Origin of the sequence: Mycolicibacterium elephantis DSM 44368, assembly GCF_004014805.1 — a bacterium.
Taxonomy (GTDB): Bacteria; Actinomycetota; Actinomycetes; order Mycobacteriales; family Mycobacteriaceae; genus Mycobacterium; species Mycobacterium elephantis.
Genome location: NZ_ATDN01000001.1, coordinates 284,024 through 297,012, shown reverse-complemented (window position 1 = coordinate 297,012; position 12,989 = coordinate 284,024). Strand labels below are relative to the sequence as shown.

At 69.0% G+C, this 12,989-nt stretch carries 15 protein-coding genes and 1 other RNA gene; 10 read left to right on the top strand and 6 right to left on the bottom strand.

The window, feature by feature from the left end:
* Positions 1–54: 54 nt before the first annotated feature.
* Genes cobC through MELE44368_RS01360 form a run of 4 tightly spaced genes read left to right on the top strand, consistent with a single transcriptional unit; the run spans position 55 to position 4,049 of the window.
* Positions 55–1,089: an Rv2231c family histidinol phosphate aminotransferase CobC gene (gene cobC / locus MELE44368_RS01375; RefSeq protein ID WP_064890396.1), complete on the top strand. Its 1,035-nt coding sequence runs from the start codon at positions 55–57 to the stop codon at positions 1,087–1,089.
* On the top strand, positions 1,086–2,219 hold the full coding sequence (locus MELE44368_RS01370; RefSeq protein ID WP_064890390.1) for a Nif3-like dinuclear metal center hexameric protein: 1,134 nt from the start codon (positions 1,086–1,088) through the stop codon (positions 2,217–2,219). Before cobC ends, MELE44368_RS01370 begins: the two co-directional genes overlap by 4 nt.
* Positions 2,209–2,946 (top strand): zinc ribbon domain-containing protein, encoded by a 738-nt coding sequence (locus MELE44368_RS01365; protein ID WP_128106814.1) that lies wholly within the window; start codon positions 2,209–2,211, stop codon positions 2,944–2,946. Before MELE44368_RS01370 ends, MELE44368_RS01365 begins: the two co-directional genes overlap by 11 nt.
* Positions 2,943–4,049 (top strand): bifunctional RNase H/acid phosphatase, encoded by a 1,107-nt coding sequence (locus tag MELE44368_RS01360; RefSeq protein WP_128106813.1) that lies wholly within the window; start codon positions 2,943–2,945, stop codon positions 4,047–4,049. The genes MELE44368_RS01365 and MELE44368_RS01360 overlap by 4 nt, the downstream gene beginning before the upstream one ends.
* Here the strand turns inward: MELE44368_RS01360 and MELE44368_RS01355 are convergent.
* Positions 4,038–4,610 carry a type II toxin-antitoxin system RelB family anti-toxin gene (locus tag MELE44368_RS01355; RefSeq protein WP_128106812.1) on the bottom strand — a complete coding sequence of 191 codons (573 nt, stop codon included), beginning with the start codon at positions 4,608–4,610 and terminating at the stop codon, positions 4,038–4,040. The two genes, MELE44368_RS01360 and MELE44368_RS01355, sit on opposite strands and share 12 nt — an antisense overlap.
* Positions 4,611–4,738: 128 nt before the next feature.
* On the opposite strand from MELE44368_RS01355, the gene MELE44368_RS01350 reads away from it, so the two are divergent.
* Positions 4,739–5,374, top strand: coding sequence for a class I SAM-dependent methyltransferase (locus MELE44368_RS01350; RefSeq protein WP_128106811.1), 636 nt, complete (start codon positions 4,739–4,741; stop codon positions 5,372–5,374).
* On the opposite strand, the gene map is transcribed toward MELE44368_RS01350, so the two are convergent.
* Entirely contained in the window at positions 5,340–6,125 is a 786-nt protein-coding gene (gene map / locus MELE44368_RS01345; protein WP_128106810.1) for a type I methionyl aminopeptidase, read from the bottom strand. The two genes, MELE44368_RS01350 and map, sit on opposite strands and share 35 nt — an antisense overlap.
* A gap of 97 nt (positions 6,126–6,222) precedes the next feature.
* Here map and MELE44368_RS01340 point away from each other — a divergent pair, with 97 nt between their 5' ends.
* The 3 genes from MELE44368_RS01340 (at position 6,223) to MELE44368_RS01330 (ending at position 7,677) form a co-directional block, all read left to right on the top strand.
* Positions 6,223–6,489, top strand: a complete 267-nt coding sequence (locus tag MELE44368_RS01340; protein ID WP_128106809.1) for a helix-turn-helix domain-containing protein — start codon at positions 6,223–6,225, stop codon at positions 6,487–6,489.
* 166 nt (positions 6,490–6,655) lie between these two features.
* Entirely contained in the window at positions 6,656–7,306 is a 651-nt protein-coding gene (gene lpqN / locus MELE44368_RS01335; RefSeq protein ID WP_306439130.1) for an envelope biogenesis lipoprotein LpqN, read from the top strand.
* Positions 7,307–7,362: 56 nt separating this feature from the next.
* A complete protein-coding gene (locus MELE44368_RS01330) occupies positions 7,363–7,677 on the top strand; it encodes a hypothetical protein (RefSeq protein WP_128106808.1) in 315 nt (104 codons plus the stop codon).
* 9 nt (positions 7,678–7,686) lie between these two features.
* Here the strand turns inward: MELE44368_RS01330 and MELE44368_RS01325 are convergent, their stop codons facing one another.
* The 3 genes from MELE44368_RS01325 to MELE44368_RS01315 are packed head-to-tail and all read right to left on the bottom strand — an operon-like array spanning position 7,687 to position 9,073.
* Entirely contained in the window at positions 7,687–8,178 is a 492-nt protein-coding gene (locus tag MELE44368_RS01325; RefSeq protein ID WP_128106807.1) for a methyltransferase family protein, read from the bottom strand.
* Positions 8,179–8,610: a VOC family protein gene (locus MELE44368_RS01320; protein WP_128106806.1), complete on the bottom strand. Its 432-nt coding sequence runs from the start codon at positions 8,608–8,610 to the stop codon at positions 8,179–8,181.
* 16 nt (positions 8,611–8,626) lie between these two features.
* Positions 8,627–9,073, bottom strand: coding sequence for a helix-turn-helix domain-containing protein (locus MELE44368_RS01315; RefSeq protein WP_046751493.1), 447 nt, complete (start codon positions 9,071–9,073; stop codon positions 8,627–8,629).
* A gap of 69 nt (positions 9,074–9,142) precedes the next feature.
* Here MELE44368_RS01315 and rnpB point away from each other — a divergent pair.
* An RNA gene (gene rnpB, locus MELE44368_RS01310) (RNase P RNA component class A) lies at positions 9,143–9,547 on the top strand.
* A gap of 9 nt (positions 9,548–9,556) precedes the next feature.
* On the opposite strand, the gene MELE44368_RS01305 is transcribed toward rnpB, so the two are convergent.
* Positions 9,557–11,095, bottom strand: a complete 1,539-nt coding sequence (locus MELE44368_RS01305; protein ID WP_128106805.1) for a CYTH and CHAD domain-containing protein — start codon at positions 11,093–11,095, stop codon at positions 9,557–9,559.
* An 80-nt stretch (positions 11,096–11,175) separates the two neighbouring features.
* Here MELE44368_RS01305 and MELE44368_RS01300 point away from each other — a divergent pair, with 80 nt between their 5' ends.
* Positions 11,176–12,987 (top strand): fatty acyl-AMP ligase, encoded by a 1,812-nt coding sequence (locus MELE44368_RS01300; protein ID WP_128106804.1) that lies wholly within the window; start codon positions 11,176–11,178, stop codon positions 12,985–12,987.
* The last annotated feature ends 2 nt before the right edge of the window (positions 12,988–12,989 follow it).

The window sequence follows — 12,989 nt, the reverse complement described above, 5'->3', positions numbered from 1 at the left end:
GCACCATTCTCCCCGATCGCAGAACCGCGTGGTCCGGCGCACTAGGGTCGTGTTGTGGCGAGTCCTTTCCTCGGTGCGACGCGTGCGGGCGCCCGCTATCACGGCGATCAGGCCGCGGCCCCCGGCATGCTCGACTTCGCCGTGAACGTCCGCACCGACGAGCCCCCCACCTGGCTCGTCGACCGCCTGGCGGGCCGGCTGCCCGATCTCGCCCGCTATCCCGGCACCGCCGACGAGCAGCGGGCGGTCGCGGCGGTCGCGGCCAGGCACGGGCGCAGCATCGACGAGGTCGCGCTGCTCGCCGGGGCGGCGGAAGGGTTCGCGCTGCTGGCCGACCTGCGGCCCCGGCTGGCCGCGCTGATCCAGCCGTCGTTCACCGAACCCGAGGCCGCGCTGGGCGCGGCGGCGGTGCCCTTCGAGCACGTCGTGCTCCCGCCACCGTTCGGCCTGGCCGACGCGTCGGTGCCCGAGGAGGCCGACCTGGTCGTCGTCGCGAACCCCACCAACCCCACATCGGTGCTGCATCCCCGCGAGCAGGTGCTGGCGCTGCGGCGGCCGGGCCGCATCGTGGTGGTCGACGAGGCGTTCGCCGATGCGGTGCCGGGGGAGTCCGAGTCGCTGGCGGGCCGGTCGCTGCCGGACGTGGTGGTGCTGCGCAGCCTGACCAAGACGTGGGCGCTGGCCGGGCTGCGGGTCGGCTACGCGCTGGGCCCGGCCGAGGTGCTGGACCGGATGACGGCACGACGTGCGCATTGGCCGCTGGGCACGCTGCAGCTGGAGGCGATCGCCGCGTGCAGCTCGGCCGAGGCGGTCGCGGAGGCCGAGCGCGGGGCCCGCCGGCTCGTCGAGCTGCGCGCCGAGATGGTCGCCGGTTTGGCTAGCATCGGCGTCAATGTCGTCGACGGCTGCGCCCCGTTCGTCCTGATCTCGGTCGGAGATGCAGCGTTGATGCGAAAACATCTGTACAGCAGAGGAATTGCCGTGCGTCGCTGCGACACGTTCGTCGGCCTGGAAGGCCAGTACCTGCGCGTGGCGGTGCGCCCGGAGTGGCCGGCGCTGGTCGCCGCGATTGCGGAGGTGCTGGGATGAGCGTGCGGTTGGCCGACATCATCGACGTGCTCGAAACGGCCTATCCGCCCGGGCTGGCGCAGGACTGGGATTCGGTGGGCCTGGTGTGCGGCGACCCCGCGGAGACGGTCGAGGCCGTCACGGTCGCGGTCGACGCGACCGCGGCCGTCGTCGCCGAGGTGCCCGAGGGCGGCCTGCTGCTCGCGCACCACCCGCTGCTGCTGCGCGGTGTCGACACCGTGGCCGCCGACACGGCCAAAGGCGCCCTGATCCATCAGATGATCCGGACCCGGCGGTCCCTGTTCACCGCACACACCAACGCCGACGCGGCCTCCCCGGGGGTGTCCGACGCGCTCGCGCAGGCGCTGAACCTCACCGTGGAAGAGGTCCTCGCGCCGACCCCCACCGGTCCCGACCTGGACAAGTGGGTGGTGTTCGTCCCCGTCGACGACGCCGATGCGGTGCGCACGGCGATGTTCGACGCCGGCGCCGGACAGATCGGCGACTATTCGCACTGCAGTTGGAGCGTGACCGGCACCGGACAGTTCCTGCCCCACGACGGCGCCACACCGGCGATCGGCAGCGTGGGCAGCGTCGAACGCGTGCGCGAGGATCGGGTGGAGGTGATCGCGCCCGCCGGGCGGCGCCCTCATGTGCTCGCCGCGCTGCGCTCGGCGCACCCCTACGAGGAACCGGCGTTCGACATCTTCACCCTGGCGCCCGTGCCGGGAAATGTCGGTCTCGGCCGGGTCGGTGTGTTGTCGCGGCCGGAGCCGTTGTCGGCGTTCGTTTCTCGCGTGCACGACGCGCTACCGGCCACGTCGTGGGGGGTGCGGGCGTGTGGAGACGCCGACACCCGGGTGTCGCGGGTGGCGGTGTGCGGTGGAGCGGGCGACTCCCTGCTCGACGTCGTCGCGGGCGCCGGCGTGCAGGCGTACGTCACCGCCGATCTGCGTCATCACCCCGCCGACGAGCACCGGCGTGCATCCGACGTGGCGCTGATCGACGTGGCGCACTGGGCCAGTGAGTATCCGTGGTGTCACCAGGCCGCAGGGCTGCTGCGTGACCATTTCGGTGAGGCGCTCACCGTGCGGGTATCGGCGATCCGAACCGATCCGTGGAATGTCGAGAGAACGAGTCATGAAAGCTGAAGTAGCCCAACAACGTTCGTTGCTCGAACTGGCCGAGCTCGACGCCGCGCTGACCCGGCTCGAGCACCGGGCCAAGAACCTGGCCGAGCAACAGCGTCTCGAAGAGGTCCAGGCCACGCTGCGCGAGGCCAACGACAGGCTGGCGGCGCTGCAGATCGCGATCGACGATCTCGACGAGCAGATCGCCAAGTTCGAGACCGAGATCGACGGCGTCCGGCAGCGCGAGGACCGCGACCGGCGCCTGCTCGCCGACGGCAGCGTGGACGCCAAACAGCTCACCGAACTACAACACGAGTTGCAGACCCTGGAGCGCCGTCAGGCCGCGCTGGAGGACTCCCTGCTGGAGGTGATGGAACGGCGCGAAGAACTACAGCGCGACCAGGAGTCCGCATTGGCCGAGATCGACGACCTGCAAAGCACGCTCAGCGACGCCCAGAGGGCCTGCGACGACGCCAGGGCCGAACTCGACCAGCAGCGCCACCAAAGCGTCTCGCGCCGAGACGAACTCATCTCCGGGCTGAATCCCGATCTGGTCGCCTTGTACGAGCGCCAGCGTGAACGCAGCGGCGCGGGTGCGGGCCTGCTGCAGGGCCGACGTTGCGGCGCCTGCCGGATCGAGATCGACAAGGGCGAGCTGGCCCGCATCTCGGCGGCCGCCGACGACGATCTGCTGCGCTGCCCGGAGTGTGGGGCGATCCTGTTGCGGCTCAACGGAACCGGCGCATGAAAGTCATAGTCGAGGCCGACGGCGGATCCCGCGGCAACCCCGGGCCCGCGGGCTACGGCGCGGTTGTCTGGTCTGCGGACCACACCGCGAAGCTCGCCGAGATCAAGCAGGCGATCGGCCACGCCACCAACAACGTCGCCGAATACCGCGGCCTGATCGCAGGTTTGGAGAAGGCCGCAGAGCTGGGCGCCTCCGAGGTCACGGTGCGCATGGACTCCAAGCTGGTGGTGGAACAGATGTCGGGCCGCTGGCGAGTCAAGCATCCTGATCTGGCGCTGCTGTACCAGCGGGCCAAGGCGCTGTCGGACCGATTCGACCAGGTCAGCTTCGAGTGGATTGCCCGGTCGGAGAACTCACACGCCGACCGGTTGGCCAATGAGGCGATGGACGCCGCCGCGCGCACCGACAACCCCTCCAACCCTTCCAACCCGTCCAACGTCGCTGCTCAGGGGTCGCCGGCCGGCTGGACCGGTGCGCGTGGCGAGCCGACGCGGTTTCTGTTGCTTCGCCACGGTCAGACCGATTTGTCCACGCAGCGCCGCTATTCCGGCCGCGGCAACCCCGGGCTCACCGAGGCCGGTCGCCGGCAGGCCGAACTTGCCGCGCGGTACCTGGCCGACAAGGGCGGCATCGACGCCGTCGTCACCTCGCCGCTGCAGCGGGCCTACGACACCGCGGCGGTGTCGGCCAAAGCCCTCGGCCTCGACGTCGCCGTCGACGACGATTTGATCGAAACCGACTTCGGTGCATGGGAAGGGCTGACCTTCGCCGAGGCGTCCGAACGGGATCCGGAGATCCACCGCCGCTGGCTGCGCGACACCTCGGTGTTGCCGCCAGGAGGGGAGAGTTTCGACGACGTCGCACAACGCGTGCGTCGCGCGCAGAACCGGCTCGTCGCAGATCGCGGCGGGCAGACCGTGCTGGTGGTGTCGCACGTGACGCCGATCAAGACGATGCTGCGCATGGCGCTGGACGCCGGACCGGGCATCCTCTACCGGTTGCATCTCGACCTGGCCTCGTTGTCGATGGCCGAGTTCTATCCCGACGGCGCGGCGGCCGTGCGGCTGGTCAACCAGACGGACTATCTCACCTCAGGCATGTAGATGCAGGCGCTCGCCGTGCGGGCCGAAGATCGTAATGGCCTCGACGGGACCGTCGACAGCGCCGAACCAGTGCGGCGTCCACGTCGAAAACTCCACCGCCTCACCGGGATCGACCGTGAAATCCCGGTCGCCCAGTATCAACCGCAGCCGGCCGGACAGGACGTACATCCAGTCCTGGCCCTCGTGCACGGGAAGTTCGGCGGGCGGGGTCTTGCGCCGCGCGCTGATCCGGATCTTGTACGCGTGCAGGCCACCGGCGGGCTGTCGGGTCAGCGGCCAGTAGGTGATGCCGTGATGAGTGTGGGAGTTGGCCCGAACGCGCGGATCCGGCGCCTCGGGCTCGCGGAGCAGCTCGTCGGTGCTCACCGACAGCGCGGCGGCCAGGCGGGGGAGATGGTCCAGGGCCAGGCGCCGCTTCCCGGATTCGAGCCGGCTCAGCGTCGACACATCGATGTTGGACCTGCGGGCCACCTCTTCCAGCGTCAGCCCGTGCTGATTGCGTAGTTCGCGCAACCTGCGCCGCACCCGGGCATCGACGCTGTCCTCATGGTTTGCCTGCATGGTAAATCAGCTTGGCATTCTGGCAGCCGGTCTGCAAGGTGGTGTCATGGATACGACATGGGAACGAGCCGTTCACTCGAGCCTCGTCGCCGACGAATACGGTCTGGCCGTTCCTGGAGGGAGCCGACATGTCAACGCTTGACGCCAAAGCACATTGGGAGGAGCGCTACGGCGAACGCGACCGGGTCTGGAGTGGACGGGTCAACGCGCGGCTCGCCGAGGTCGCCGCAGGCTTGCCACCGGGCCGGGCGCTGGATCTGGGCTGCGGAGAAGGGGCCGATGCGCTGTGGCTGGCCGAACGGGGTTGGCAGGTGGTGGGTGTCGACATCTCCGACACCGCGCTGCAGCGCGCGGCAGCCGACGCCGAAAAGCGCGGGCTGAGCGATCGGATCGAGTTTCGGCAAGCCGATCTGCCCGGGCAGTTCCCCGACGGCACGTTCGATCTGGTGTCGGCACAGTTCCTGCACTCCACGCTGCCGCTCGATCGCACGCGTGTCTTCCAGCGGGCCGCCGAGGCGATCCGTCCCGGCGGGCTGCTACTGATCGTCGACCACGGCGAGCCGCCGCCGTGGGCGTCGAAGTTGCACCATCACCACGAGTTCCCCAGCGCGGACGAGGTCGTGGCGTCGCTGAATCTGCCTGAGACGCAGTGGGAAAGGGTGCGGGTGGAATCCGCCGAGCGAGAGGCGACCGGGCCCGACGGCCAGGTGGGACACCTGGTCGACAACATCATCGTGCTGCGGCGACGAGCTCCCGGCTCGTGAGGACCAGCGGCGGACCGTCGGTGATCGCGATGGTGTGTTCGCTGTGGGCGGTACGGGATCCGTCTGCCGAGCGCAGGGTCCAGCCGTCCGGGTCGTAGACGATCCGGTCGGTGCCCGCGGCGAACCACGGCTCGAGCGCGAGGGTGAGCCCGGGGCGCAACCTGAGCCCGCGTCCCGGACGGCCGACGTTGGGCACGTGCGGGTCTTCGTGCATGGTGCGGCCGAGCCCATGGCCGCCGAAATCGGTGTTCACCCGGTATCCGTAATCGGCGGCCACCGCGCCGATGGCCGCGGAGATGTCGCCCAGCCGGTTTCCCGGCACTGCCGCCGCGATACCCGCCGAGAGGGCCCCCTCGGTGGCCTCGATGAGGCGTTGGTCTTCGGGTCGCGGGGTTCCGACGATGATGCTGCGGGCGCAGTCGGCGACCCAGCCGTCGATGGACACCGCGATGTCCATGCTGAGCAGATCGCCGTCGGCCAGCACGTAGTCGTGCGGCAGCCCGTGCAGCACAGCGTCGTTGACCGACAGGCAGATCACGTTGCGAAACGGCCCGCGCCCGAACGACGGTGCGTAATCCCAATAACAGGACTCGGCGCCACGTTCGGCGATCAGCTGGCGGGCGCGGGCCTCGAGGTCGAGAAGGTTCACGCCGGGGCGGGCGCGCTCGGTGAGATCGTCGAGCAGTTCGGCCAGGAACGTGCCGGTGACGTCCATCGCCGCGATCTCGCGCGGCGTCTTCAACTCGACCACCAGCCCTGACCTCCTCTGAACAACCAAATCGGTATGAAAATACCAGCCTAGCGCGAATCAGCGGTATTTTCATACCGGGTGGCGGTAGGCTGACCGTATGGTCCGTATTCCCCTGACCGCAGAACAAGTCGCTGCAGGCAAGCGCATCGGCGAGCAGCTACGGCAGGCCCGCGGCGGCCGCACCCTCGCCGAAGTGGCTGAAGCGGCGGCGATTTCGCCGGAGACGTTGCGCAAGATCGAGACCGGCCGGTTGCCGACGCCGGCGTTCGCCACGATCGCGGCGCTGGCGCGCGTGCTTCCCCTGTCGCTCGACGAGCTCGCCGACGTCTATCTCAGCCGCGTCGATCTCCCGCACACCGGATGAGCCGCGGAGGCAGCGGATTTCCGTGTCGAGGACGCGATGTGGCGCGGAAACGGCGCGCAGGCCCTAGTCTCATCGCCGAGATGATCTTGCTTTCGTGTTCTGACAGACGACCGTAGGAGATAGCAAGCCGATGAAGAAACTCCCCGTAGGGACAACGGCGGGACTTGTGGCCGTCGCTCTGAGCCTCGGGCTCGGGGGCTGTGGTTCCAGCACCGACACAGCCTCCACGACAACGACTTCGACGTCGACCGAGACCGCGACGACGGCCGCGCCGGCTCCCCAGGCCGGCGAGGAAGAGACGATCAACGACTACATCGTCAACAACGACATCGCCGAGACGCCGATCAAACCGGGCGAGCCGGGAACCCCCACAGTCGATTTCCCGCTGCCGCCCGACTGGAGCGACTCCGGCGATGCGACGCCGGACTGGGCCTACGGCGCCATCGGCTACAACCACCCCAAAGACCCCAACGATCCGCCCGATATGTACGCGATCGCCTCCAAACTCACCGGCAACGTCGACGCGGAAAAGATCCTCGAGTACGCCCCGCAGCAACTCGAGGAGCTGGCGGATTTCAAGCCGTTGGGAGAACCGAACAGGAGCACGTTGAGCGGCTTTGACGCTGTCGAGTTCGCCGGCACCTACGAGCACGACGGCAAGAGGCGCTTCATCGCCCAGAAGACGGTCGTCGTGCCCGCAGCGGACGGCCTGTTCGTCTATCAGTTGAACGGCGACAGCCTGGAGGACGAACAGAACGTGGTGCTGGATGCCGCCAAGGTGATCGACGAACAGACAACCATCACCCCGCCGTCGTGACAGCCGCACCTTTCCGACATCCACCAACATCGCTTAACCGACGGAGAAGCATCGACATGAGAATCCGAACCATGGTGCCAGGCTTCCTGGTGGCCTCGGTGTGCGGCGCCGCGCTGGTGTCGGCGTCGCTGGTGAACGCGCCAGCGGCGGACGCGCAGTGCACGGCCGGCGAAGTGTGGGACCAGCGCAGCGGAGTGTGCTGGTCGCAGGCGCAGACCAGCCTCGGGGTTTCTGGCCCCGGCGGCTGGTGTAAGCCCGGTCGGCTCGGACTGTGCATTGCGGCGTGGCAGAACTCGCCCGTTCCGGGCGCCGCGCTTCAGCCCGCTCCTCCGGCCGGGCCCGCACCGCGCCAGACCTGGCCCCGCGGCTGACATCCGGTATCAGGGCGTCCACGGCGTGAGCCGCGGCGTCCACGCCGGCACGTTGCTGCGGTACTCCTCGTACTGTTCGCCGTAGGTGCGCACCAGCGTCGGTTCTTCATACCAACGCACGAACGAGGCTGTGGCGACCCATCCGAGCGCCGCGTACAGCACCAACCACAGGCTGTCGAACATCACGGCCTGCCCGAGTATCGCCACGAGCAGCCCGAGGTACATCGGGTTGCGCACGAAGCGGTTGAAGCCCTCGACCACCAGCCGCTCGGTCGGCGCGGCCGGCATCGGTGTGCCGCCGGCCTTGGCGAATTGGACGAAGGCGTGGATCGGCGGAATCAAACCGGCCACGACCAACGTCGCACCGACGATCACCCGCACGGTCGGGCTGGGCCCAGGGATCTCCCAGCGGGTGATCAGCCACGGGCCCAGCCCGACGAACGTCCCGGGGGCGACGACGAAGAACGCCGCCGAACCCAGTGCGGCCGTGCTCCTGCGCATCTAGCCAGTATTGGCGGGGACCTCGGTCCGTTGGGTCAAACGCACGCTGTTGCCCGACGGGTCGCGGAACCCGCAGTCGATGCCGTACGGCATCTGGTGTGGCTCCTCGGTGAACTCGACGCCGCGTGCCTTCATCTTCTCGTAGCTCGCCTGGCAGTCATCGGTGGTGAGGAAGACGGTTCCCGCAAAGCCTTTCGCGGTCAGGTCCAAGACCTGCGCGCGGGTGGCGTCGTCCATCAGCGGTTCCCCTGGCACGGCCATCAGCACGACCGACACGTCATCCTGGCCGGGCGGTCCAACCGTCAGCCAACGGAAGTCGGCTTCGGGCAGCGAAACATCCTCGCGCACTTCCATTCCGACCTTCTCGGTCCAGAACTTCAGCGCGGCATCCTGGTCGTGAACCCAAAGGTGGGCACATGCGATCTTCAACATGGCTTCGACGGTACGGTCAGCCGCCGTCGGGCGTCTTCTCCCCGTGTGCTGTCTTGACGCGGCTGTCCGCGCGCGGCCGGGTGTCCCGTTTGAGGATGCAGTTCGGCACCCGGGCGTGGATCGCGGCCGGCGGCAGGCTGGCCCGGTACGCCGCGGGCGGCAACCCGTACACCCGGGCGAAACTGGTCGTGAACGATCCGACGCTCTGCAACCCGACCATGACGCAGATCTCGGCGACGGAGCGGTCGGTGTAACGCAGCAGCGCCGCGGCGCGCTCCAGCCGTCGGGTCTGCAGGTACGCGCGCGGCGATTCACCGAACGTGCGGGTGAACATGCGGGTGAAGTGCGCGCGCGACAACCCCGCGGCGGCAGCCAGATCGGCCACCGTGATCGGCTCGGCGTAGCGCGCGTCGACCAGATCCTTGGCCCGCATCAGATAGCGGGACGGAGGCAGCCGCGACATGCCGTCAAGTATGAACCCGTTCACATACTGGAGGAATCCGCACGGGGCACAGTACGTTATTCATGCGGATGAGTTGGCCGGGCGGCCGCGGGATCCGGGGCGACCCGGGTTTCGAGGAAAGTCCGGACTTCACAGAGCAGGGTGATTGCTAACGGCAATCCGAGGTGACTCGCGGGAAAGTGCCACAGAAAACAGACCGCCACCATCGCGGTGGTAAGGGTGAAACGGTGCGGTAAGAGCGCACCAGCACTCCGGGTGACCGGAGTGGCTAGGCAAACCCCACCCGAAGCAAGGCCAAGAAGGCCGCAACCTGGTTGCGGCCGCGCAGGCGCCCGAGGGTTGCTCGCCCGAGCCTGCGGGTAGGCCGCTTGAGGCACCCGGTGACGGTGTGTCCAGATGGATGGTCGCCACCTCACCGCCGTGGTCACACGCGGCAGTGAGGGACAGAATCCGGCTTACAGGCCAACTCATCCGCCCCCGGGGTCAGCCCTTGCGTATCGCCTTGTGCAGCTTCTCGAGCGCGTCGTCGAGCTGCGCGCGGGAGCGACGCGCCAGTTCGTCCTCGCGCTGGTACAGCAGCCCGTAGGTGAAGGTGTCCTCGCCGGCGGCGTGGGCGGCTTCGGCCTGCCGGCTGAGATGCTCGCGGCTGACGACGCTGTCCTGGTGCTCGCCCAGCAGGGTCTGGATGGCCTTGGCGCGCTCGGAAACCTTGTCGGCGCTGACGGCGGCCGCGGTGTAGCGAAGACGCTTGGCCCGCTTGCGGATTCGGTGCAGCGCCTCGTTCTTTTCGTCCTCGTCTGCCTCCCCGGCAGCCTTGGCCGCCTTGCGGAGCCGCTTGTGCAACGACGCGATGGTCGTCGTGTCGGGTTCACGCCCCTCCGGCCGCGCCGGCGGTTCGGCGGCCACCAGCCGCTCCAGCCCGTCGAGCAGCCTGAAGTAGCGCGGTGAGCGCATCGCCAGCAGGCAACGGCGCAGACCCGCCGCGTACTGCCGTCGGGCACCGTCCACCAGCCGTTCACGCACCGGCCCGCGCACCAACTCCTTGGGCAGCTCGTCGAGCGCGCGCTCATAGCGTTCGGCCAACACCTCGGCGTCGCGGGCGACACCCAGCACGCCGGCGAGCGCTTTGAGCTCATCGAGAATCCACGCGTTCTCCGCGTCCTCGGCCACCCCGAACGCGTGCTCGGCCGACCGCAACAGGCTGCGGATCTTGCGGGTCGCCACCCGCATCTGGTGTACGGAGTCATCCGCGTCCTCGCGCACCGCGCGGTCCCACACCAGCAGCTGCTCGAACTGCTCGGCCACCGCCTGGTGCAGGGGATCGCGCTCGGCGGTGCCGTCGTCGCCGTCCCCGGCGGCTTCGGGTTGCGCGCCGGCGAGCACCCGCGCCAGCTTCGACCCGTGCCCGGCAGGCACCGCGCCGGCGTCGAGCAGCCGGTTGGCGAGCCGGTCGAGCAGGGCCGGGCCGTCATCCCCGGCGCCTTCCGCGAGTTCGATCTCCCACTCCCGCCAGCGCTGCTCGTCCTCGCCGCCCTGCGCCCAGGCGCGCACGTCGTCGTCGCAGAACTCGGCGATGACGACGCCGTCGGCGTCGTAGAGGTGGTCGACGGTGCGGTTCGTCGTGATCCGCGCGACCGGCGCCAGCGGCCGGTTGCGCACGATCGCCAACACGATGTCGCGCAACTCGGCGGGCACCTCGTCGACGGCGGCGCCCAGCGGCGCGCGCACCTCGGTTCGAGCGCCCGGCCCGGCGGGCAGCTTGAGGTGCCATCCCTCGTCGGGACCACCCGTCCGGCGCCGCAGGGTGACACGCCGGGCCGCGAGATCAAATCCCGGCGTGTCGTAGTACACGGCGTCGAGGACGTACGACGGAGAGCGCTCTACCCGCGCGACCATCGTGAGGCCCTCGAAGGAGGGCGAAACAGTGAATTCCAGCACGTCAAACTTGCGCTCGACCTCGGTGTGACGGGCGGTGTTGGCGGTCACACCGCTCAGCGTGCCATATCCGTGTGACCTGGGCATCGGCGTCCGCGGGCGTACCCGTGACAGCATTCACAGACATGTGGACCTTAGAGCTTGCTTAGCAGTCTTAAAATGTGCTTATGAAGCTTGGGGGATCGATCGGCGATTACCTGGACTCCGAGGGACATATCGTCTGCCCGGAGGGCACCACGCTGACGTCATATCTCCAGAGCAACATCGCCGAACTGGGCGATTCGGTGGCCTTCCGGTTCCTGGACTACCGGGGTGACCCCGACGGCATGCCCGTCGAGCTGAGCTGGAACCGCCTCGGCGCCCGGATGCGTGCGGTCGGGGCCCGGCTTCAGCAGGTCACCTCGCCGCGGGACCGGGTCGCGATCCTTGCGCCCCAGGGTGTCGACTACGTCATCGGCCTGTTCGCGGCGATCGCCGCAGGCAACATCGCCGTGCCGTTGTTCGCCCCCGAACTGCCCGGACACGCCGAACGCCTGCGGGCGGTGATCGGCGACTCCGAACCGTCGGTGGTGCTGACCACCACCGAGGGCGCGCAAGCCGTGCACGAGTCGCTCGAGACGGTTCCCCGCGTCCGCCGGCCCCGCGTCATCGCGGTCGACGCCATGCCCGACAGCGTCGGCGAGTTGTTCCAGCCGTACGAGGCCGCCACCGACGACATCGCCTACCTGCAGTACACGTCCGGCTCCACCCGCACCCCGGCGGGCGTGGAGATCACGCACCGCGCGGTGTGCACCAACGTCGCGCAGATGATCCTTTCGGTCGGCCTGGACCGCAACATCCGCAGCGTCAGCTGGCTCCCGCTGTTTCACGACATGGGCCTGCTGATGGTGATGTTCCCCGCGCTGTGCGGCGGACAGCTCACGCTGATGTCGCCGATGGCGTTCGTCCGTCGGCCGTATCGCTGGATCCGCGAGCTCGCGGCCGAGTCGAAGTACGGCCGCACCTTCGCCGCGGCGCCCAACTTCGCGTTCGACCTCGCCGCGCAGCGCGGCCTGCCGCCCAAGGGCGAGGACCTCGACCTGAGCAACGTCGGCGGGCTGATCAACGGCTCCGAACCGGTCAGCATCGCGTCGATCAAGAACTTCACCGACGCCTTCGGCCCCTACGGTCTGCCGCCGACCACCATCAAGCCGTCCTATGGGATGGCCGAGGCCACCCTTTTCGTCTCCACGATCGACCCCGATGCCCAGCCCAAGGCCGTGTACCTGGACCGCGAGGCACTCGGCGCGGGGCGTGCGGTCGAGGTGGCGCCCGACGCCGAGAACGCGGTGCCGCAGGTGTCGTGTGGCCGGGTGGCCCGCGACCAGTGGGCGGTCATCGTCGACCCGAACACGGGCAGCGAGCTGCCCGACGGGCAGGTGGGCGAGATCTGGCTGCACGGCATCAACATCGGGCGCGGCTACTGGGGCCGCACCGACCAGACCGAATCGGTGTTCCAGAACAAGCTGCAGTCGCGGCTGGAGGCCGACAGCCACGCCGAGGGCGCGCCCCCCGGCGGTTACTGGATGCGCACCGGTGACCTGGGTATGTACCTCGACAACGAGCTCTACATCGTCGGCCGGATCAAGGACATGATCATCGTCGACGGCCGCAACCACTATCCGCAGGACATCGAGGCCACCGCGGCGGGGGTTTCACCCGCGGTACGGGCCGGGTTCGTGGTCGCGTTCGGGGTGCCGAGTGAGGGCGGTGAGCGGTTGGTGATCGTGGCCGAGCGTGCCCCCGGTGCCGGCAAGGCCGATCCGCAGCCGGTGGTCGAGGGCATCCGCGCCGCCGTGTCCCGTCACCACGCGCTGCCGGTCGCCGACGTGAAACTGGTTGCGGCAGGCACCATCCCGCGGACCACCAGCGGCAAGCTGGCCCGCCGCGCATGCCGGGCGGAATACCTGGCCGGCGAGTTGGGACCCGTTGCCGGTTAAGG

Bases quoted from the DNA above. Each gene is read 5' to 3' on its own strand.
- MELE44368_RS01340 (WP_128106809.1), top strand. From the start codon at position 6,223: ATGGTCCGTATTCCCCTGACCGCAGAACAAGTCGCTGCAGGCAAGCGC.
- MELE44368_RS01320 (WP_128106806.1), bottom strand. From the start codon at position 8,610: ATGTTGAAGATCGCATGTGCCCACCTTTGGGTTCACGACCAGGATGCC.
- MELE44368_RS01365 (WP_128106814.1), top strand. From the start codon at position 2,209: ATGAAAGCTGAAGTAGCCCAACAACGTTCGTTGCTCGAACTGGCCGAG.
- MELE44368_RS01300 (WP_128106804.1), top strand. From the start codon at position 11,176: ATGAAGCTTGGGGGATCGATCGGCGATTACCTGGACTCCGAGGGACAT.
- MELE44368_RS01350 (WP_128106811.1), top strand. From the start codon at position 4,739: ATGTCAACGCTTGACGCCAAAGCACATTGGGAGGAGCGCTACGGCGAA.
- MELE44368_RS01360 (WP_128106813.1), top strand. From the start codon at position 2,943: ATGAAAGTCATAGTCGAGGCCGACGGCGGATCCCGCGGCAACCCCGGG.
- MELE44368_RS01355 (WP_128106812.1), bottom strand. From the start codon at position 4,610: ATGCAGGCAAACCATGAGGACAGCGTCGATGCCCGGGTGCGGCGCAGG.
- MELE44368_RS01370 (WP_064890390.1), top strand. From the start codon at position 1,086: ATGAGCGTGCGGTTGGCCGACATCATCGACGTGCTCGAAACGGCCTAT.
- MELE44368_RS01330 (WP_128106808.1), top strand. From the start codon at position 7,363: ATGAGAATCCGAACCATGGTGCCAGGCTTCCTGGTGGCCTCGGTGTGC.
- MELE44368_RS01325 (WP_128106807.1), bottom strand. From the start codon at position 8,178: ATGCGCAGGAGCACGGCCGCACTGGGTTCGGCGGCGTTCTTCGTCGTC.
- MELE44368_RS01305 (WP_128106805.1), bottom strand. From the start codon at position 11,095: ATGCCCAGGTCACACGGATATGGCACGCTGAGCGGTGTGACCGCCAAC.
- MELE44368_RS01315 (WP_046751493.1), bottom strand. From the start codon at position 9,073: ATGTCGCGGCTGCCTCCGTCCCGCTATCTGATGCGGGCCAAGGATCTG.